Annotated in this window: 17 protein-coding genes; 4 read left to right on the top strand and 13 right to left on the bottom strand. The window is 62.4% G+C overall.

Annotation, left to right across the window (positions count from 1 at the left end; genetic code table 11):
- Positions 1-23: 23 nt before the first annotated feature.
- From ASD03_RS31510 to ASD03_RS31500, 3 genes are all read left to right on the top strand, one after another.
- Entirely contained in the window at positions 24-1,943 is a 1,920-nt protein-coding gene (locus ASD03_RS31510) for a beta-N-acetylhexosaminidase (RefSeq protein WP_057218083.1), read from the top strand.
- Between the two features lie 11 nt (positions 1,944-1,954).
- Entirely contained in the window at positions 1,955-3,397 is a 1,443-nt protein-coding gene (locus ASD03_RS31505; RefSeq protein ID WP_057218081.1) for a M81 family metallopeptidase, read from the top strand.
- Between the two features lie 87 nt (positions 3,398-3,484).
- Positions 3,485-4,696 carry an MFS transporter gene (locus tag ASD03_RS31500; protein ID WP_057218079.1) on the top strand — a complete coding sequence of 404 codons (1,212 nt, stop codon included), beginning with the start codon at positions 3,485-3,487 and terminating at the stop codon, positions 4,694-4,696.
- A 43-nt stretch (positions 4,697-4,739) separates the two neighbouring features.
- Here the strand turns inward: ASD03_RS31500 and hutU are convergent, their stop codons facing one another.
- The 13 genes from hutU to ASD03_RS31435 all read right to left on the bottom strand — a co-directional run bounded on the left by hutU (position 4,740) and on the right by ASD03_RS31435 (position 19,528).
- Positions 4,740-6,413 (bottom strand): urocanate hydratase, encoded by a 1,674-nt coding sequence (hutU, locus tag ASD03_RS31495; protein WP_057218298.1) that lies wholly within the window; start codon positions 6,411-6,413, stop codon positions 4,740-4,742.
- A 2-nt stretch (positions 6,414-6,415) separates the two neighbouring features.
- On the bottom strand, positions 6,416-7,234 hold the full coding sequence (gene hutG, locus ASD03_RS31490) for an N-formylglutamate deformylase (RefSeq protein ID WP_057218078.1): 819 nt from the start codon (positions 7,232-7,234) through the stop codon (positions 6,416-6,418).
- Between the two features lies 1 nt (position 7,235).
- Positions 7,236-8,771: a histidine ammonia-lyase gene (hutH, locus tag ASD03_RS31485; RefSeq protein ID WP_057218076.1), complete on the bottom strand. Its 1,536-nt coding sequence runs from the start codon at positions 8,769-8,771 to the stop codon at positions 7,236-7,238.
- On the bottom strand, positions 8,768-10,012 hold the full coding sequence (gene hutI / locus ASD03_RS31480; protein ID WP_057218073.1) for an imidazolonepropionase: 1,245 nt from the start codon (positions 10,010-10,012) through the stop codon (positions 8,768-8,770). The genes hutH and hutI overlap by 4 nt, the downstream gene beginning before the upstream one ends.
- 193 nt (positions 10,013-10,205) lie before the next feature.
- Entirely contained in the window at positions 10,206-10,793 is a 588-nt protein-coding gene (gene phnN, locus ASD03_RS31475) for a phosphonate metabolism protein/1,5-bisphosphokinase (PRPP-forming) PhnN (protein ID WP_057211228.1), read from the bottom strand.
- Positions 10,790-11,929: an alpha-D-ribose 1-methylphosphonate 5-triphosphate diphosphatase gene (locus ASD03_RS31470; RefSeq protein ID WP_057218072.1), complete on the bottom strand. Its 1,140-nt coding sequence runs from the start codon at positions 11,927-11,929 to the stop codon at positions 10,790-10,792. The genes phnN and ASD03_RS31470 overlap by 4 nt, the downstream gene beginning before the upstream one ends.
- 1 nt (position 11,930) lies before the next feature.
- On the bottom strand, positions 11,931-12,638 hold the full coding sequence (locus tag ASD03_RS31465; protein ID WP_057218297.1) for a DUF1045 domain-containing protein: 708 nt from the start codon (positions 12,636-12,638) through the stop codon (positions 11,931-11,933).
- A gap of 125 nt (positions 12,639-12,763) precedes the next feature.
- Positions 12,764-14,281: a phosphonate ABC transporter, permease protein PhnE gene (phnE, locus tag ASD03_RS31460; protein ID WP_057218295.1), complete on the bottom strand. Its 1,518-nt coding sequence runs from the start codon at positions 14,279-14,281 to the stop codon at positions 12,764-12,766.
- Positions 14,282-14,290: 9 nt separating this feature from the next.
- Positions 14,291-15,253, bottom strand: coding sequence for a phosphonate ABC transporter, permease protein PhnE (gene phnE / locus ASD03_RS31455; protein WP_057218070.1), 963 nt, complete (start codon positions 15,251-15,253; stop codon positions 14,291-14,293).
- A gap of 107 nt (positions 15,254-15,360) precedes the next feature.
- Positions 15,361-16,266, bottom strand: a complete 906-nt coding sequence (gene phnD / locus ASD03_RS31450; protein ID WP_025428673.1) for a phosphonate ABC transporter substrate-binding protein — start codon at positions 16,264-16,266, stop codon at positions 15,361-15,363.
- An 86-nt stretch (positions 16,267-16,352) separates the two neighbouring features.
- On the bottom strand, positions 16,353-17,195 hold the full coding sequence (gene phnC, locus ASD03_RS31445) for a phosphonate ABC transporter ATP-binding protein (RefSeq protein ID WP_057218067.1): 843 nt from the start codon (positions 17,193-17,195) through the stop codon (positions 16,353-16,355).
- A gap of 168 nt (positions 17,196-17,363) precedes the next feature.
- Positions 17,364-18,491, bottom strand: a complete 1,128-nt coding sequence (locus tag ASD03_RS31440; protein WP_057218065.1) for an FAD-binding oxidoreductase — start codon at positions 18,489-18,491, stop codon at positions 17,364-17,366.
- Between the two features lie 80 nt (positions 18,492-18,571).
- Entirely contained in the window at positions 18,572-19,528 is a 957-nt protein-coding gene (locus ASD03_RS31435; protein WP_057218063.1) for a LysR family transcriptional regulator, read from the bottom strand.
- Positions 19,529-19,828: 300 nt separating this feature from the next.
- On the opposite strand from ASD03_RS31435, the gene ASD03_RS31430 reads away from it, so the two are divergent.
- Entirely contained in the window at positions 19,829-21,016 is a 1,188-nt protein-coding gene (locus tag ASD03_RS31430; protein ID WP_057218061.1) for an acyl-CoA dehydrogenase, read from the top strand.
- The last annotated feature ends 9 nt before the right edge of the window (positions 21,017-21,025 follow it).

Here is a 21,025-nt window from a genome sequence, read left to right as displayed (position 1 = left end):
GAAAGACTTCTGGGAGGAAAATCATGGCGCCCGTTTCCTATCGTCTCGAAGCGTCCTGGCAGCCTGACGGCGGCGCATTTGGCCGGTTCACCTTCACGCTGTTCAATTTCTCAGCCACACCGCTCACGGGCTTCCGCCTGGTGTACACGTCGCTCACGCGCGTAATCGTGCCGGAGGCCTGCGACAACGCCACTTTCCTGCGCCGCAACGCCAATTTTCATGAATTCGCACCACCCGCCGGGCTGACGCTTGGCCCCGGCGAAAGCTGGACGTTCACGGTGAGCGGCCTGCATCGACAGGCGAAGCACTGCACTGATGGTGCCAAGTCAGCCTATCTGACGTTTTCGAGCGGCGAGCATGTGCCGGTCGCCGTCTCCGATCTGCTCCTGGAAAATGCCATGAGCGAGCCTCCGCCAGCACAACTGCCCGAAGGCAAGCTCGACCTGCCGTTTTCGATGCAGCCATGGCCGGCGCAAATCGACGCCTGGGCAGGCGACAGCTTTCCCGTCGTGCTTTACCCCGCGCCGATGACGGCGCCCGACGACGTGGCAGCGGTCGCGAGCGTGCTTGGGCTTTTTCATCGTCTGTTTTCGGCGGGGCATGCGCCATTCAGCCTGGTTGCCTCCAGTCAAGGGCGGGCAATTGTCTTCTCGAAGAATGCGACGCTTGCTGCCGAGGCCTACGAATTGGCCTTCTCGACCAAGGAGATCCGCCTTGCCTATGGTGGTGCTGCCGGCCGGCAATACGCGCTGACGACCTTGGCGCAGCTGCTGAACGGCGCGCGCACGCATCCGGAAAAATTCCGTTTTCCGGCGCAGGGCACGATCTCCGATGCGCCGCGTTACGGCTGGCGCGGTTGTCATCTCGACGTATCCAGGCAATTCTACCCGACATCGGACATTTCCCGCCTCATCGATATTCTCGCCTGGTTCAAGCTCAACATCTTCCACTGGCATCTGACGGATGACGAAGCCTGGCGGCTTGAAATCAAGGCGTTTCCAACGTTAACGACGATCGGCGTGCTGCGCGGGCCGGACGAACCGTTGTTGCCGCAACTCGGCAACGGTGCGGAACCCGCCGGCGGGTTCTACAGCCAAGAGGATGTGAAAGCCCTGGTGGCCCAGGCGACGGCGCTTCACGTCGAGATCGTTCCGGAGATCGACATTCCCGGCCATAGCACCGCCACGCTTGTCGCCCTGCCTGACCTGACCGATGGCCAAGAAGCGCCGGAAAGCTATCATTCCGTTCAGGGCTACCCGAACAATGCGCTCAATCCGGCGATCGCCTTTACCTATGACTTCCTCGAGAAAGTGCTCGACGAAATGGTCGAGTTGTTCCCGAGCCAGTACATCCATATCGGCGGCGACGAGGTTGCCAACGGTTCCTGGCTTGCCTCGCCGCTGGCGAAGAAGCTGATGGAGAAAGAGGGTCTTTCCGGCACCTTTGCGTTGCAATCCTTCTTCCTGAAGAAGGTCAAGCAGATGCTGACCGTCCGCGGCCGCAAGCTTGCCGGGTGGAACGAGGTCGCCCATGGCGGCGGCGTCGAGACCGAAGGCACGTTGCTGATGGCGTGGGAGCGGCCGGAGGTCGGCATCGAGCTTGCGCGGGAAGGCTATGACGTGGTGATGACGCCCGGTCAGGCCTATTATCTCGACATGGCGCAGGCCGACGCCTGGCAGGAACCGGGCGCCAGCTGGGCCGGGACGGCAACGTCGGCCCATACCTATGGCTACGAGGCCGAAGGCGAATTTCCGGATGAGCTGAAAGCGCGCATGAAGGGCGTTCAGGCCTGCATCTGGTCGGAGCATTTCCTGTCGCGCGGCTACTTCAATCGGCTCGTCTTCCCCAGGCTGTGCGCCATCGCCGAAGCCGCATGGACCCCGAAATCCGCCAAGGACTGGCAGCGCTTTGCTGCGATCGCTCCCTTGAGCCCGAAACTGTGACAGGAGCTTCCATGCGCATTGCCGTCGGCGGTATCCATACGGAGTGCAGCACCTATTCGCCGGTGCTGATGGCGGTCGAGGATTTTCGGGTGCTGCGCGGGGCGGATCTGCTCCAGGCGGAGTATTTCGATTTTCTCGACGCTGAAGGCATCGAGCATCTGCCGCTCCTGCACGCGCGCGCCGTGCCCGGTGGGCCGGTGTCCCGACCGACCTACGACGCCTTCAAGGCGGAGTTTCTCGACCGGCTGCAACAGGCCCTGCCGATCAACGGGCTCTATCTCGCCATGCATGGGGCGATCAAGGTCGACGGCATGGAGGATGCTGAGGGGGACTGGATCTCTGCCGCGAGATCTGTCGTCGGGCCGGACTGCCCGATCGCCACCAGCTACGATCTGCACGGCAATGTCAGCCAGCGTATCATCGACCAGATCGACATCTTCGCGGGCTATCGGACCGCGCCGCACATCGACACGCGTGAAACGATGATCCGCGCCTGGGCGATGCTCATTGAGGCGCTACGCAGCGGGACGCGCCCGGGTGTTGCGTGGGCAAAGATCCCCGTGTTGCTGCCGGGGGAATGCACCTCTACCGAGGACGAGCCGGCCAGGGGCCTCTACCGGCAACTGCCCGACATCGACGCGCGGCCGGGTGTGCTCGATGCCAACCTGATGGTCGGCTATGTCTGGGCCGACGAGCCGCGTGCAACGGCTTGTGCCGTGATTACCGCGACCGATCGGGCCGCGGCAGAGCAGGCAGCCGTCGACATTGCGGCGGCATACTGGGCGGAACGTCGCAATTTCCGTTTCGGTCCTGTGACGGGCCCGCTCGACGCCATGCTCGATGTCGCCGAAAAGGCGACGACAACCCCCATCATCCTTGCCGATTCCGGCGACAACCCGACCGGCGGCGGTGTCGGCGATAGGGCGGATGTGTTGAAGGCCCTGCTTGCGCGGGGGTGGCGCGGCGCACTCATCGCCGGTATCGCCGATCGTCCTGCCGTGGAAGCCTGCTTTGCTGCCGGCGTCGGCGAAAACCTGATGCTGAAGATCGGCGGCAGCCTCGATCCGGCAAGTCCCGTCGCGGAGATGCTGGTGGAAGTGGTACGGCTCGATGATCCTGGTCCTGCAAAGGAGCGCCAGGCGGTTGTCCGCGTTGGGGCGATCGACGTCGTGCTTTCGGCGCGACGTCGACCCTATCACGATATCGCCGACTTCACCCGCCTCGGCCTCGACCCGAGCAATGTCCGGTTGCTCGTGGTCAAGTCAGGCTATCTCTCGCCGGAACTCGCGCCGATTGCCAACCCCAACCTGATGGCGTTGACCGATGGTGTCGTCAACCAGGACATCCCCCATCTGGCAAGCCTGCACCGCTCTCGTCCCGCATTTCCCTTCGATCAGGAATTCGACTTTATGCCCAAGGCGAATCTCTCGGCGCGCTGGTCGGAATCGGTGTAAGCAGCTTCCCGCAATGCAACCGCCGGTGCGACCCGCCGGCGCCAAGCTCCCCTTTTGAAATCGCCTCCTTCGTGGACGTGCATCATCATGACTTCCTCGCTTTTCAGCGCCATGCGCAACCCGTCGATTCGGGTCAGCATGCTGGCGATCTTTCTCTTCGGCTTCGCCGGGGCGGCAACCTCACCCTATCAATCCGTGGTCGGCATCAACGAACTGGGCCTGAGTGACGGGCTCTATTCACTGCTGATTCTGGCCGCCGCGACGGTGAACGTCATCGTCAGCGTTTCCATCGGCATCCTTGCCGATCGGATCGGCAATTATCGCGTGCTGATGTCGAACGCGATCCTGTTCGGCGTGGTCGGCTACGGCATTGTCTATGTCCTGCCCTATCAATCGAGCTTTCTCGTCAGCGTGCTTCTGTTCCTGCCGATCTATGGCGCAGTCTACACGTTGCTCTTTGCCAATGTGCGCAGCGTCGCGCGGCGCATGAGTGGGCAGGACGCCGGCGCTCTGACGACCGGCGCGCGCGCGGCGATTTCGCTTGCCTGGGTATTGGTGCCCGGGCTGGTGGGCTTTGCGCTTGCCGGTGGCGACAGCATGCTGCCCGCCTATCTGCTCGCCAGCCTCGGATGCTCGGCCAACCTGCTTCTGGTCTTCTTCTCCTTGCCGAACGAGCGCGGCGTCGATCCGGGCCTGGGCAAGCGCCTTTCCTATTGGACATCCTTCGGCGAGATCCTTGCGCCGCGCATCTTCGCGCGCGTGGTCGCGGTGGCAATGATCACCTCGACATTGCATATCAATGCGGCCGTCCTGCCGCTGATCATGACCAATGCCGTCGGTGGTAGCGTCACGGATATCGGCATCATCGCCGGCGTTGTCGCTTTTCTCGAGGTGGTCTTCATCTTCGTCTGGGCGCGCATCCAGGTGAGCCTGCTGCCGGCGAAGGCACTGGCGCTCGGGACGGTCATCTATATCGGCTACATGGTCCTGCTCGGACTGTCGTCGGCGCCGTGGCACATCTATGCGCTGACGCTGATCAGCGCCTTCGGCGCTGCCGCGCTGATCACGATCCCCATCACCTACCTGCAGGAATTGATTGCCGACCGGCCGGGGCTCGGAAGCTCGCTGATCTCGGTCAACATCTTCATGAGCGGCGGCCTTTGCGCGGCGCTCTTTGCACTCGGCACCCGCATCAGCGACTATTCGGGAACAGCACTTCTTGGAGGTCTTGGCGGATTGGCGGGCCTTGGGCTACTGCTCTTGCTCGAAGGCGGCAATCGGAAAGCGACCACCCCGTAAGAACAAGGGGTAGGGGCGCCAGACCGGCGCCCCTAAATCTTCGTCAGTTGCCGAGGATGCCCGGCAGGCGCAGGCCCTTGTCCTTGGCGCAGTCGAGCGCGATGTCGTAGCCGGCATCGGCGTGGCGCATGACGCCGGTGGCCGGGTCGTTCCAGAGTACACGCTCAAGTCGCTTGGCGGCATCATCAGTGCCATCGGCGCAGATGACGACGCCCGAATGCTGCGAGAAGCCCATGCCGACGCCGCCGCCATGGTGCAGCGACACCCAGGTGGCGCCGGACGCAGTGTTCAAGAGGGCGTTGAGCAGCGGCCAGTCGGAGACGGCGTCCGAGCCGTCCTTCATCGCTTCCGTTTCGCGGTTCGGCGAGGCGACCGAGCCGGAGTCGAGGTGATCGCGGCCGATGACAACAGGAGCCTTGAGCTCGCCGTTTCTGACCATTTCGTTGAAGGCGAGGCCGAGCCGATGGCGATCACCGAGACCGACCCAGCAGATGCGTGCTGGCAGTCCCTGGAACGAGATGCGCTCGCGCGCCATGTCGAGCCAATTGTGCAGGTGGGTGTTGCCGGGGGTCAGTTCCTTGACCTTGGCATCGGTCTTGTAGATGTCTTCCGGATCGCCGGAGAGTGCGGCCCAACGGAACGGGCCGATGCCGCGGCAAAAGAGCGGGCGAATATAGGCCGGCACGAAGCCGGGGAAGGCGAAGGCGTTTTCGAGGCCCTCTTCCTTGGCGACCTGGCGGATGTTGTTGCCGTAGTCGAAGGTCGGGATGCCCATGTCCTGGAAGGCGATCATGGCTTCCACATGTTCACGCATCGAGGCGCGCGCAGCCTTTTCGACAGCCTTCGGGTCGCTCTCGCGCTTGGCCTTCCACTCGGCCATGGTCCAGCCCTTGGGCAGGTAGCCGTTGACCGGATCATGCGCGGAGGTCTGGTCGGTGACCATATCCGGGCGGATGCCGCGGCGAACCATTTCCGGCAGGATTTCGGCGGTGTTGCCGAGCAGGCCGACGGACTTGGCTTCGCCGTTTTTCGTCCAGCGGGCGATCATCTCCATCGCCTCGTCGAGCGTTTCCGCCTTTTCATCGACGTAGCGGGTGCGAAGGCGGAAGTCGATCGAGTCCGGGTTGCACTCGACCGCGAGGCAGGATGCACCGGCCATGACGGCTGCCAGCGGCTGTGCGCCGCCCATGCCGCCCAGACCACCTGTCAGCACCCACTTGCCTTTGAGGCTGCCACCGTAATGCTGGCGGCCGGCCTCGACGAAGGTTTCGTAGGTGCCCTGAACGATGCCCTGCGTGCCGATGTAGATCCACGAGCCGGCCGTCATCTGGCCGTACATCGCCAGACCCTTTTTATCCAGCTCGTTGAAGTGGTCCCAGGTTGCCCAATGCGGCACCAGGTTGGAGTTGGCGATCAGGACGCGCGGCGCATCCTTGTGGGTGCGGAAGACGCCGACCGGCTTGCCGGACTGGACGAGCAGGGTCTCGTCTTCGTTGAGGTCCTTCAGGGTTTCGACGATCTTGTCGAAGTCGGCCCAGGTGCGGGCGGCGCGGCCGATACCGCCATAGACGACCAGCTCGTGCGGGTTTTCTGCCACGTTCGGGTCGAGGTTGTTCATCAGCATGCGCAGCGGCGCTTCGGTCATCCAGCTCTTGGCGTTGAGCGTGGTGCCCTGTGGGGCGCGCACGTCGCGAATATTGTGGCGCGGATTGTTCATGGTCATGCCTCGCTCCCTGTCAGCGTTTTAAGGTCGAATGCGGTATTCTCGATGCTTTGAAGAATGGCCCGAAGGGGCGCGCGCAGGCGTTCCGCCTTGCTGGCGTCGAGCACGAAAGGCGGCTCCTCGGTGGCAAGATGGGTCGATTGCGCCAGTTCCATCTGGATGGCGTGCACGCCGGTTTCCGGGCGCCCGTAATGCCGGGTCGTCCAGCCGCCCTTGAAGCGGCCGTTGAGAATGCTCGTGTAACCATCGGCCGAAGCGGCGATATCGACGGCGGCCTTCTCGATAGCAGGCGCGCAGGTGCGGCCCATGTCCGTGCCGATGTTCAGGTCCGGCAGCTTGCCGTCGAACAGGAACGGGATATGCGAGCGGATGGAATGGCAGTCGTAGACGATGGCGATGCCGTGGATGGCCTTGACCCGCTCGATCTCGGCCAGAAATGCGGCGTGATAAGGCGCATGGAATTGGCGCAGGCGCGATGCCGTGTCGGCCTCCGTCGGGGCCTCGCCATCCTTCCAGATCGGCAACCCGTCGAAATCGGTCTCCGGGATAAGCCCGGTGGTGTTCTGCCCGGGATAAAGGCTGACGTTTTCCGGGTCGCGGTTGGCGTCGATTACGTAGCGGTGGAAGGTGGCGCGCACGACGGTAACATCAGGCAACAGGCCTTCATAGAGCTTGTGAATGTGCCAATCGGTGTCTGCGAGCAGGCGACCGGTATCGTTGAGACGGTCCCATATTTCAGCCGGCACATCCGTGCCGGTGTGCGGAAAGCCGAGGATGACGGGCGAGGTGCCCTGGCGGACTTCGAAGACGCTCATCTCAAGCCTCCAGTTTTGGCAGAATGCCGGCAGAAATCGCGGCATTCAGGGTGCCGGATGCGATCAGCTCGCCGGCCGCCTGCAGATCGTCGGCGAGATAGCGGTCCTCTTCGATCGTCGGCGAAACTGCACGTAGGGCTGCGGCGGCTTTTTGAAGTTCGGGGCTCGTTGTCAACGGCGCACGGAATTCGACGCCCTGCACGGCGGTCAGCGCCTCGATGCCGATGATCGAAAACAGGTTGTCGGTCATCTGCAGCAGCCGGCGGGCGCCATGGCAGGCCATTGAAACATGGTCTTCCTGATTGGCCGATGTCGGCGTGGAGTCGACCGAGGCCGGGTGCGAAAGTTGCTTGTTTTCCGACATCAACGCCGCCGACGTCACCTCGGCGATCATCAGGCCGGAGTTGAGGCCAGGCTTCTTGGCGAGAAAGGCCGGCAGTCCGTAGGACAAGGCCGGGTCGACAAGAAGGGCAATGCGCCGCTGGGAGATCGCGCCGATCTCGCAAACCGCGAGCGCGATCTGGTCGGCGGCAAACGCTACCGGTTCTGCGTGGAAGTTGCCGCCGGAGACGACGGAATTGTCGGAAAGGACAAGCGGGTTGTCGGTAACGGCATTCGCTTCGATTTCGAGCACGCGCGCGACCGAGCGCAACAGGTCGAGGCAGGCGCCGTCCACCTGCGGCTGGCAGCGAATGCAATAGGGATCCTGCACCCGCTCGTCGCCCTCGATATGGCTTTCGCGAATGGCGGAACCTGAGAGAAGCGCGCGAAGGGCGGCGGCGGTGTCGATCTGGCCCTGATGGCCGCGAAGTGTGTGAATGTCCGGATGGAAGGGCGCAGACGAACCCATCGCTGCATCGGTCGACATTGCGCCGGTGATGAGCGCTGCCTGGGCGGCGCGGTGGGTGCGGAAGAGGCCGGCGAGCGCGAGTGCGGTCGACGTCTGAGTGCCGTTGATCAGCGCGAGGCCTTCCTTGGCGGCAAGCACCACCGGCGTCAGCCCGGCCTTGGCAATGGCCTGTGCGCCGGACATGCGGGCGCCTTCGAAGAATGCCTCGCCGTGGCCCATCATGACGGCTGCCATGTGGGCAAGCGGTGCCAGGTCGCCGGACGCACCGACCGAGCCCTTTTCCGGAATGACCGGGATGACACCCTTGTCGAGCATCGCCTCTATCAGCCGCACCAGTTCGAGCCTGACGCCGGAGGCGCCGCGACCGAGAGAAACGAGCTTCAGCGACAGGATCAGGCGGACGATGTTTTCGGCGAGCGGCTGGCCGACGCCGCAGCAATGCGACAGGATCAGGTTGCGCTGCAGGGTGGCGACGTCAGCGCTGTCGATCTTGATCGAAGCCAGTTTGCCGAAGCCGGTGTTGATGCCATAGACAGGCGCATTGCCGGCGACGATCTCGGCGATGCGCTTGGCCGCCTTCTCGATTCCTGCGTCGAACGACGGATGCAGGCGGGCAGGTTCGCCGCTCCAATAGATGGTCTCGAGATACTCAAGCGGAACCGAGCCTGGATGCAGAATGATGGTCATAGACCGGTCCTTTCGCCCTTAAAGATGCGCAGATGAAGTGGATTGAAGCCGATGCGGTAGACGAGCTCGGCCGGATCTTCGATGTTCCAGAGTGCGAGGTCGGCAGACTTGCCGACTTCGATCGTGCCGGTTTCGGCGAGAAGCCCGAGCGCACGTGCCGCCTCGCGGGTAACGCCGGCGAGGCATTCGGCAATCGTCAACCGGAAGAACGTCGCCGACATGTTCATGGTCAGTAGCAGCGAAGTCAGCGGCGAGGTGCCGGGATTGCAATCCGTTGCGATGGCGATGTGCGCTCCGGCAGCGCGCAGCGCGTCCACCGGCGGAAGCTGCTTTTCGCGCAGCGCGTAAAACGCGCCGGGCAACAGCACGGCTACCGTGCCCGATTTGGCGATTGCCTGCGCTCCATCAGCGTCGAGATATTCGAGATGGTCGGCGGACAACGCACCGTAGGAGGCGGCAAGCTTGGCGCCACCGAGGTTGGAAAGCTGTTCGGCATGCAGTTTGACCGGCAGGCCGAGCGCCTTGGCGCGACCGAAGACGCGGGCGATCTCTGCGGTCGAAAAGGCGATGCCTTCGCAGAAGCCATCGACGGCATCGACCAGGCCCTCGGCGTGGGCGACATCAAGACCCGGAAGCACCACCTCGGAAATGTAGTCGTCGTTGCGCCCCTTGTAGTCGGCGGGGGTCGCATGCGCTGCGAGATAGCTGGTGACGATGCGGACCGGACGTTTGTCGCCAAGCTTGCGCGCGGCGCGCAGCATGTTGAGTTCGGCGTCGATATTCAGGCCGTAGCCGGACTTGATCTCGACCGTCGAAACACCTTCGGCAATGAGCGTGTCGAGCCGTGGCAGAGCGCTTTCCACGAGCGCGTCGACTGAGAGTGCATTGGTTGCCTTGACCGAGGAGACGATACCGCCACCGGCGCGGGCGATTTCCTCATAGGACGCACCTTCGAGCCGCATCTGGAACTCGCGAGCGCGGTTGCCGCCGTGGACGAGGTGCGTATGGCAATCGATGAAGGCGGGCGTCATCACCCGGCCGTTGCAATTCGTTGCTTCAAGTGTGCGGGATAGATCGGCGGGAAGGTCGCTCTCGGCGCCGGCAAAGGCAATGTGCCCGTCGACGACAGCCACTGCGCCCTTTTCCACCATGCCGAGGCCGTCTTGATCGGGTCGCAACGTCGCAAGGCGAAGATTGCGCCAGATGCCGGACGCGTTTGCGTTGGTCGAAAATTGACTCATCAGCCGATCCCCTCTCGTTGGATATAATGTATATACATAATAATCGTCTCGACAAGAGGAAAATTGACTTGCTGAAGGAAAAGGGAAGGAGACGGCGCACGGAATTGCCGCCGGGCGATGGCATTCAAATGCAAAAGACCCCGGAGCGGTTGCTCCAGGGTCTTAAAAAACGGCGCCTGGGAAAACGCGACACTTAGGCCGGATGGGCGGCACTCATGCGCAATCGCTCGACGAGGTCGACGAAGTGACGCCCGGCACTCTCAAGGCGACCGCTGTTGTCGATGATCGTGACATCCGGTCCCGATGTGACGTCGGGCACCTGTCGCGAGAGCCGGCGCAACACGTCCTCTTCGCTTTCGCGTCCGCGCTCGGCAAGACGCTTGGCGAGCGCGGCGGGCTCGGCCGTGATGACCGCGACGGCGATGTTGCCGAAGGCGGCGCGGAACGCCGGCAGGGCGCTTCGGCTGCCGTTGACGATTGCCGTGGTGCCGTGTTCGACATTGCGGCGAACGTCTTCGGGAATGCCGTATTTCAGGCCGTGCGCGTCCCAGGACACAGCGAAGGCGCCTGCCTGCTCCATGTCGACGAATTCGGCGACTGAAACGCTTTCATGCACCTCGCCTCCGGCGTCCGACGGCCGCGTGATCACGCGGCGAACGAAGTGGACATCGGAGCAGTCGCAGAAGTGTCGGGCGGCAAAGCCCATGACGCTATCCTTGCCGGCCCCGCTCGGGCCGACGACGACGACAAGCGCGCCACGCCTAAGTTCGAGCTGGCTCATGCGACACGCCGACCTTCGCGCCAGACCGAACGCACCACTGGAATACCTTCCTGCCTGTGGACACGCGCGATGTCGGCGCGCAAGCCGACGGCAATCCGGCCACGATCGTCGAGGCCGACGGTGCGGGCAGGGGTGGTGCTGACCATGGCGATCGCCTTCGGCAGGTCGATGGCTTCAAGCTCATCGGCGAGCACGAACGGCGCGTGGATCAGGCTGAAGGGCACATAATCGGACGAAAGCACGTCGAGCACGCCGCGGTCGGCAAGGTCACGGGCGGCGATATTGCCCGAATGCGACTTGCCGCGCACGATGTTGGGCGCGCCCATCAGCACACTAAGACCGGCGCGATGGGAGGCTTCCGCCGCTTCGAAGCTGGTCGGGAACTCGGCGAGCTTGATGCCGTAGCTGATAGATTCGTCGACATGGGCGATCGTGGCGTCGTCGTGGCTGGCGATGGTAATGCCGCGCTCAGCACAGGCCTTGGCGAGCGCATCGCGGTGCGGGCCGGCATACTTCGCCGAAAGCGCCTGCTGACGTTCAACGAATTTTCCGAATTCGGCGTCCGACAGGCCGCGCTTGGATTTGTAGTAGAGCGTGTACTGGTCCATCGTCTGGAACTGGCGCTGCCCCGGCGCGTGGTCCATCAGCGAGACGAGCTTGACCTGCGGATCGTTCTGGAAGTCCTCGTAGTGATCGAGCACGTCCGATGTCGAAACCTCGCAGCGCAGGTGGATCAGATGGTCGGCGCGCAGGCGGCCTTCCTGCTTGGCCTGGGCCAGCGCGTCCGCCATGCTGCGCATTTCGCCCTTCTGGAAACCGCCGTCTTCGTCCGAACCAAGGCGCAGGCAGTCGAATACGGTGGTGATGCCAGACGTGACGACCTGTGCGTCGTGTGCCTGGATCGCGGCGATCTTCAACCAGCGAACGCCGGGCCGCGGCGAGTAATGTGCCTCAAGGTGGTCGGTGTGCAGCTCGATGAGGCCAGGCAGAAGGTAGTCGCCTTCGAAGTCTTCACCAGTGTTGGTCGTGCCATGAGAGATATCGGCGATCTTGCCGTCGCGGATCAGCACCGAGCCGTCGAGGATACTGTCCTCCAGAACGATGCGGGCATTGGTCAGGACTTGTTCATTGCTCATCTCATGCGATCTTTCGTTGTGTCGCGCCGCGGAGCGGCAGCAGGGAATGGACCAGGAACGGTGCGCCACGGTGCGGCTCGACGAAGAGCGCAACTGACGTGACGTGAAGCGGCTTGCCGATGTGATCAGCAAAGGTGCTCTCAAGCACGGTCCGCATTGGTTTCGCTGTCTCGCCGGGTACCGGCCCGGTCAGCGTCAGGTGAAACTGAAATTCTTCGAAAACAAAGGGATATCCCCACTTTCTCAAGTATTCCCTCTGCCGCTCCGGAAGCTTGTCCGGGTTGCGTCGCGCCATGTCCAGGTCCGACAACGGCGCCCGAAACGGCTCGAAGGTTTGCACGGCCTGCGCCGCGAATTCCTGCAACGCCTCGCAGTGGGTCGCGGAAACCAGCGCGAAGAACGGGCCAAGCTGAAGGAGCGTGAGTTGAGGGATCTCGAAGGGTTCAAGGTTGTCGGCAAACGTTTCGAAGGCTGCGACCAGCTCGGCTTCGCTGCGGTCTTCGGCAAGTGTGAAGGGGGCCTTGAGAGTGCCGTGAAAGCCGTAGCGTCGCGGGTCGGCAGTCAGTGCATGTCGCGTGGCGGCATCAAGGCTGCCTAACGCTGAAAGTTCATTGGTCTCGCCGGTAAAGGCATCACGGCCGAGCCAACGGGCCGCCGTCTGCGACAGCCGGTCGTCTGCCGGCGGCGCGAAGTAGATTGCATAACGCACGGTCTTCACTTTCTTGTATCGACCGGCCCGCCGGAACGGCGGGTCGATTGTTCGCGGGATGCGATGCGCAGCTAGCCGATTTCCATGACAACATCATGATGACCGCGCTGCAAAAATTCTTCTCGTCAATGAGCCTTCTGCCCCATCAGTCGCGAGCGGCAGGCGTTCGAGATGCTGTCGAAAATAAACACGACCAGCAAGATGAGAAGCACCATATAAGCGACATTTTCCCAATCGGAGTTGGTACGCATCGCTTCCCAGAGTTTCAGGCCGATGCCACCGGCGCCGACAGCGCCGATGATCGTTGCCGAACGCGTGTTGGATTCCCAGAAATAGAGCGCCTGGCTGGCGAATACCGGCAGGACCTGCGGCAGGACGCCAAAGCGTTGCACGGCAAGCGGGGTGGCGCCGACGGATTTTACGCCTTCGCGCTGCTTGTCGTCGATGTTCTCCAAAGCCTCGGAGTAGAGCTTGCCCAAGGTGCCTGTATCGGTGAAGAAAATTGCCGACATGCCGGCAAGCGGTCCCGGGCCAAAGGCGCGCGTGAAGAACAATGCCCAGATGAACATGTCCACCGAACGCAGGAAATCGAAGAAGCGCTTGGCGATCTGGTTCGTCAGGAAATTCGGGGTGATGTTGCGCGCCGCCAGGAAGCAGAGCGGGAACGCGACCAGCGAGGCAAAAAGCGTGCCGACGAAGGCCATGACCACGGTCTGCAGCAGTTTGGTCCACACATCCAGATGCTGCCATTCGGCGTTGTAGAGGATGTTGTTCCAGGCAAGCGACAGGTTCGAGCGCGTGGGATCAATGCGCTCGCCGCTCGTGATCAACGAAAATACGTCGCCATAGCTCTTGCCGAAGAACGGTGAGTGGACGTCGAAGAGGAAATTGGCCCAGCCGAAGAAGCGATTGCGGATCGAGACGTCGTCACCTTCGACGTCGGCCCAACCAGTTGCACCAAAGGCGAGCGTGATCTTCTCGCCCGGGCGTTTCTGCGTGGCCCAGGCGGGAAGGGCACCCTGAGGGGTTACCGTGTCCTGGCCATCGACGGCCATCGTCAGCGTCTCGCCACGATGGGTTGCCTTGACGAGTCCGTCGGCAATTTCGATCTTCGTCGACCTGTCATAGGTGATGACGGCCCTGGTGATGATTTCCTCGGTCCGCATTTCGACGCGGTTCTGCTCACTTGGCGTATTGGCCGCGCCGAGCGCTGAACCCGGCGCCATGAAGCTGAAGGATGACGTCGTCTTGGGCTTTGCGGTCTGTGCGGTTGCAGCGGGTAATTCGACTTTTCGGGTCACGGTTTCCTTGTCGAGTTCCACCCATGCCGGATTGGGATTTGGCCCAAGTGGCGAGTTGCGCTGGTAATCGAGCGTCATCGTCTTGTCGCGGGCGATCTTGATCTCGGGTCGAACCTCGTAGGAGACCCAATCCGCGAGATAGGTCCCGGCAATGCCCCAATTGGCGTTGCCCAGAACATGCCCGATCGAAAAGAACCACCAGCTGAAGATGAGGTAAGCGACGAGGCCGACACTGATGACAATCGTGCGCAGGCGCTTGTTCGAGGAGCCCTGCAGCAAGTGCGGGTGACGCGATGCGATCGCATCCATTTCGAGAGCGCTTAATCTGGTCGTGGAGGTCATGATGCGCACCTACTGGGCAAGCTGGAAGGCCTGGTCGCCGACGAGGCGACGGCGCAGCCATGCGGAAAACTGGTCGACGGCGAAGATCGTTGCAAACAGCAGCATGACGATCGCCAGTGTCTTTGCCTGATGGCCCTGGCCGATCGACAGACGCAGCAGTTCGCCGATACCGCCGCCGCCAACTGCGCCGATGATGGTCGAGGCCCGCACGTTGATCTCGAGACGCAACAGGAAATAGCTGGCGAAATTGGGCAGCACCTGCGGCACCATGCCGAACCAGACGCGTTCGATCCAGTTGCCACCGGCGGCGCGCAGGCCCTCGTCCGGTTTCATGTCGGCGTTCTCGACCACCTCGAAAAACAGCTTGCCGAGTGCGCCGACCGTGTGGATCGAAACCGCCGCGATCGCGGGTATCGGCCCGAGCGAAAGGATTGCCAGGAAGAAGCCGGCGATGACCACTTCGGGAAAGGCGCGCAGGATCTCCATCAGCCGGCGCACGACACCCCGCACCCACGGATTGGGCATCAGGTTGCGGGCGGCGAGGAAACAGAAGATGAAGCCGAAGAACGTGCCGATGACGGTGGAGAAGATCGCGATGTTCACGGTCTCCAGCATCTTGTGCACATACTCAGGAATGTAGAAGCTCTCGGTCAGGTAGAGCCGACCCTCGGGATAATTGTACTTGAAGCTGCCGTCGTCGTAGGGCGAAGGCAGATCGAACATGGCGCGGAAGATTTCCAGGCCGTCACGCGGCGCGAGATCGCCGACGAAATCGAAGAAGTGCGGCAGGCGGTCGAAGAATTTGCCGGCATTGGAATCGTTGGCAAACCAGAGCGAGCCGGAAAGGGCGAGCAACAGCACGGCGAAGCCGAGCCAGGAGTAAAGCCGGCGACGGGAGTTCAACTCCTGCCAGTGGCGCTCGACCAGCGCGCCGTTTTCACTCAGATGCCTCGGGAGCATGGAAGTTGCCATGAATGTTCCGGCAATGCCGGCCTCTGTCGACAGGCGCTCCAGGCGCCCCAGAAAAAAGGCGAACGCTGGCCGTTTTGGCGGCCAGCGTCCTTGAATGATCAGGAAAATCAGCCGCCGATCGTTGCCTTGCGGGCGTCGATGATCGGCTTGTAGAAGTCGGCGTTGACTTCGGTGAAGCCAGTGAAATCGCCACCCTGGATGGCGGAGAAGCAGGCGGCATCGGTCTTCGGCAGGTCGAGCATGAACTGCTTGAACTTCGCCTTCATGTCGTCGTTCATCGTCGAGCGGACGACGATCGGGCCGTTCGGGATCAACGGCGACTTCCAGAGCTCGACCAGGTCGTTCATGTCGAGGATGCCCTTGTCGACCATCTTCTTCAGATTGCCCGAGGTGTAGCCGTCCTTGAATTCGCCGACGCCCGAACCGAAGGTCGTGCCGGCATCGAACGTGCCCTTGACGACTTCGAGAACCAGGTTTTCGTGACCGCCGCCGAAGCCGGTTTCACCGAAGAATTCCTTGACCGGCGCGCCGATCGATTCCGGCAGGGTGACGAGCGGGATGAGGTAGCCAGAGGTCGAGTCCGGATCTGCAAAGCCGAGCTTCTTGCCCTTCAGATCTTCGAGCTTGGTGATGCCGGAATCCTTGCGGGCGACCATGATCGAGTGGTAGCCGGTCGAACCATCGGTCTGGACGGTCGTCAGGATCGGCTCGACCGCGTCGGCCTTGGCGAGGTAGATCTTGGCAAAGCCCGAAGCGCCGAGTTCGGCGTAGTCGAGCGTACCACCGAGCAGGCCCTGGATGACGCCGTCATAGTCGGCGGCCGGGAACAGCGAAACCTTTTCGACGCCGATTGCGGCCGGCAGCTTGTCGACGATGCACTGGAAGTTGCGCAGGCGGTCGGCTTCGTTTTCGCCGCCGATGATGCCGACGCGGAATTCCTTGAGGTCTTCGGCCTGAGCGTGGCCGACGAGGGCGAGCAGGGCGACGGCGCCCAGAAGAGCTTTCTTCAGCATAAGGTTCTCCCGTTTCTCCGGCTTTGCCGGATGATATTCGGTTTCAAAGAGGTGCCCTTGACGTGGGCCTTCGATCCTGGCGGGCGTCAGATGCCGGCCAGTGCCAGCGGCTGGAGGCCGGCAGATGCCGTTTGTTCCTGCGGAATGGCCGCCGGAATGTTGATGCTTGTCGAGGTCATCGATTCCTCGATGCCCGTGTCGGCGCCGTAGATCTCGGCGACGGCGGCCGCCGTCAGATCCTTCGGCTGGCCGTCGAAGACGACGCGGCCGTGCGCCATACCGATGATCCGCTCGCAGTAGTTGCGCGCCGTGTCGAGCGTGTGGAGATTGGTGATTACGGTGATGCCGTCGCGCTCGTTGATGTCGCGCAGCGCGTCCATGACGATCTTGGCGTTGAGCGGGTCGAGCGAGGCGATCGGCTCGTCAGCGAGCAGAACCTTCGGCTGCTGCATCAATGCGCGGGCGATGGCCACGCGCTGCTGCTGGCCGCCGGAAAGCGTGCCCGCCGCCTGCAGCGCCGTCTGCTCGATGCCGAGGCGCTCCAGCGCGCCGATCGCCATGATGCGCTCTTCGCGGGTAAACATGTTGAGGATGCTCAGAACCGTCGAACGATGGTTCAGGCGACCCAGCAGCACATTGGTCAGAACGTCGAGGCGCGGCACCAGATTGAACTGCTGGAAGATCATCGCGCAGTCGCGCTGCCAGTTGCGCAGTGCGGCACCGCGCAGTGACGAGACTTCCGTGCCGGCAAACTCGATCGAGCCGGACGACAGGTCGACCAGGCGATTGATCATGCGAAGCAGCGTAGACTTGCCAGCGCCGGAGCGGCCGATCACGCCGACCATCTGGCCCTGGGGAATGTCGAAGGTAACCGAGCACACGGCTGTCTTCTTGCCGAACTGGCGGGTTACATTCTTCAACTGAAACATTTCTAGCAGGTCCTCTTTCGGGGAGACCGGTCATCGGTATGACACCTGCCATATCGGCGCTTCATGAAAGCGAAATGTCAGTTTCTTGTAGTTTATGTTACAGTTCACAGCCTCGCCGACATCCTTAACGGAATGTGACAATCGCAGCGGGATGGAGGTGCGTTGTCGCTACCTCAGGAAGCGCTCGGGGTTGAAACCGACGGGGTCAAGGCCGTTTGCGGCGAAGCTTTCGGGCGCCGGTAGGCCAATCAGCAGGTTTGCGGCAAGCGCGCCCAGTGCCGGCGACGTCAGAATGCCGTAGCCGCCCTGGCCGGCAAGCCAGAAGAAATCCGGTCGATCCTTGGCGTGACCGATCACCGGCAATTTGTCCGGTGAAAAGCTGCGCAAGCCGGCCCAGCTCTTGAAGATGCGGCGGACCGGGACGGTCGTCGCCTCTTCCACGTAGTGTGCGGCCCAGGCGACATCGATCTCCTCGGGCTGCACGTCCGTCGGTTCGCACGGCGTGGCGTCGGCGGGAGAGGCAAGCAGCCGTCCGCCTTCGGGCTTCATATAGAAGTCCTCGTCGATCTCGTTGATCTCGGGCATTGTCAGGGCATCGATTTCGGTGGGCAGGTCCACGGTGATCGCGCTGCGGCGATGCGGCACGATGCCGACCGGCGCCACGCCGAAGAGGCTTGCGACCGGATCGGCCCAGCCGCCAGCCGCATTGACGATGACCTGGGCATGGATCTCGCCGGCATTCGTCGAAAGCACCCAGCCATTTGCCTCGCGGCGCGGAGCCACGATGTCGCTGCGCTCAATCACCTCGGCGCCATGGCGACGTGCGCCGCGCAAGTAACCCTGCAGCAGGTTCTCGACCTCGATGTCCCAGAAGTTCGGGTCATAAAATGCGGCCGCCACATAGTCGCGCCGAAGAATCGGTACGCGGGTGATTGCTTCGTCGACGGTCAGCCTTCGCAGGTCGGGATTGACAGCGCTTTCCTCGGCAAACACCGCCTCAAGTCGTGCCGCTTTCTCCGCATTGGCGATCATGACGCCGCCACGCTGCTTCAACAGCGGTACGTCGGAAAAGCCTTCGGGAGGCTGATCGAAGAAAGTCTTGGAGATCGCCGCGAGCTTGCACACTTCAGGGGCGTTGTACCGCAGAACGAATTCGGCCGCGGAGCGCCCGGTGCTGTGATAACCGAGCCCGTCTTCCCGCTCGATGACGGCAACGGAGCGGTGCGGTGCCAGAAAAAAGGCCAGCGAAAGGCCGGCAATGCCGCCACCAACGATTGCCACATCAAATTCACGCATGTCCCAACCCCGCTCCTGATTTGGTGGGACCATAGGCAGCGCGTGTTACGCGTTCAAATTTATAACGGGAAATGTCGCTATCAATTCTGCTGATGATCAAGGCAGTGATCAAGCGGCGCGGTATCGGCCACATGCGTAAGGAAGGCGGCTTCGGCCGGATTGAGAATCGAGTTCGGGTTGGAGATGCGAAACACATCCGTCGTTGGCAGGTTGTGGTAGGGCGGCAGTTGCCAAAGTCGTCCGCCGGCGACGGCGGGCGCTGCCAGATGATCCGGCAGCATGCCGATGCCGACGTTGGAGGCGATCAGCCGCATCACTTCCTCGACATTGCAGGAGACGGCCCGAACCTGCTGGCCAAACGAGCCAATGGCGCGCACTGCCGTCACGGAGTTCATATGCTGTCCGCCGAGCACATCGGCGATGAACGCGATGTAGGCATTGCCGCGAAGATCGTTGAAATCAACACCCTCGACGCCGAACAGGGGATGCTCGCGGCCGCAGTAAAGCGCATAGCGCTCACGTACGTGGAAGCTCTTGTTCAGCCAGGCGGGGATGTTGCCGTCGCAAAGACCCATCGTCGCGATGTTGCGTTCGACTGCGCTCAGAACGTCCACAGTCGTGGCGACCGTCACCGAAATCGTTACCTTCGGATGCTGGATAAAGAAGCTCTCGAGCTTCCGGTCCCAGGCCGGGTTGTGGGCATGGCTGACGACATGAATGTTGAGGTGGCCGGTGATTTCCTCGCCCACCGTTTCAAGGACGTTGGGAAGCCGGATGACGGCCGCGAAGATGTCGCGGCACTGCGCGTGCAATCGGGCGCCGGCATCGGTCAGGTCGAAGCGGCCCGGGCGGCGGTCGATGAGCTTTTGCCCAACGGTCTGTTCGAGCCGCTTGAGCGCCATGCTGACGGCCGGCTGCTGCAGCAGGAGCCTGTTGGCCGCAGCGGTGATGCTGCCTTCCTCCACCACGACGACGAATGTGCGCAGCAAGTTCCAGTCGAGATTGTGAGCAAAGCGTTCTAAGCGGTCGTTGGCCATTGGCGGGTACGAGCATGGACCTTTAGCGTGGCACTGGCGCGGCGCGGTCACGACGAGCGCCGCCAAGTGAACCCGACCCTTGTCGCTATATTTCGACGGATTTGCAACATGAACGGCACCTGGCGACCGGTGGCGCGCCCAATGTGTAGCGCGCAAGGAGTCCTGCGGCACTTCACAGCCGATTGTGTGGCGCTCAGCGAGGCCATTCCGCAGACGCATGAGGCGGTGCCTCAATTTCGTTTGAAAGCCTTGGTTCTGCTTGCCATAACCGCAAGTGGAAAAATCCGATGGGAGAGAAACATGGCCGGCAAGACGCAATTTCAATGGGACGACGCGTTCCTCCTCGAAGATCAGTTGACCGAGGACGAGCGCATGATCCGCGACACGGCGCGAGCCTATGCACAGGATCGCCTGCAGCCGCGGGTCATCGCTGCCTATCGCGAAGAATCGACTGATCCCGAAATCTTCCGGGAAATGGGCGAACTCGGTCTGCTCGGCGCGACCGTATCGGAGACCTACGGCGGTGTCGGCGCTTCCTATGTCGCCTATGGCCTTGTCGCCCGCGAAGTCGAGCGCGTCGATTCGGGCTACCGATCGATGATGAGCGTGCAATCCTCGCTGGTCATCTACCCGATCTACGCCTACGGCTCGGAGGAGCAGAAGCAGAAGTATCTACCGAAGCTGATCAGCGGCGAATGGATCGGCTGCTTCGGCCTGACGGAGCCTGACGCCGGTTCCGACCCCGGCGGCATGAAGACCCGCGCCATAAAGACGGAGAACGGCTACCGTCTCGTCGGTTCGAAGATGTGGATCTCCAATGCGCCGCTCGCCGATGTCTTTGTCGTCTGGGCAAAGTCCGAAGCCCATGGCAATGCCATTCGTGGCTTCGTGCTCGACAAGGGCATGAAGGGCCTCTCGGCGCCGAAGATTGCCGGCAAGCTGTCGCTGCGCGCCTCGATCACCGGCGAAATCGTCATGGACAATGTCGAGGTCGGCGAAGATGCGCTGCTGCCGAACGTCGAGGGGCTCAAGGGCCCGTTCGGCTGCCTCAACCGCGCCCGCTACGGCATTTCCTGGGGTGCGCTTGGCGCGGCCGAGTTCTGCTGGCACGCCGCTCGTCAATACGGTCTCGACCGCAAGCAGTTCAACCGCCCGCTCGCGCAGACGCAGCTCTTCCAGAAGAAGCTCGCAGACATGCAGACGGAGATCTCGCTCGGACTTCAGGGTTCGCTGCGCGTTGGCCGCCTGATGGATGAGGGCCGGATGGCGCCGGAAATGATTTCGATCGTCAAGCGCAACAATTGCGGCAAGGCGCTCGATATCGCCCGCATGGCCCGCGACATGCATGGTGGAAACGGCATCTCCGAGGAATATCAGGTGATGCGCCACATGGTGAACCTCGAGACAGTCAACACCTATGAGGGCACGCACGACGTTCATGCGCTGATCCTCGGCCGCGCCCAGACCGGCCTCCAGGCCTTTTTCTGAGCGGCCGAT

Origin of the sequence: Ensifer sp. Root127 (assembly GCF_001425225.1) — a bacterium.
In the GTDB taxonomy this organism is placed as follows: domain Bacteria; phylum Pseudomonadota; class Alphaproteobacteria; order Rhizobiales; family Rhizobiaceae; genus Ensifer; species Ensifer canadensis.
The sequence above is the reverse complement of the archived record's forward strand: the minus strand, read 5'-3'. Positions and strand labels throughout refer to the sequence as shown.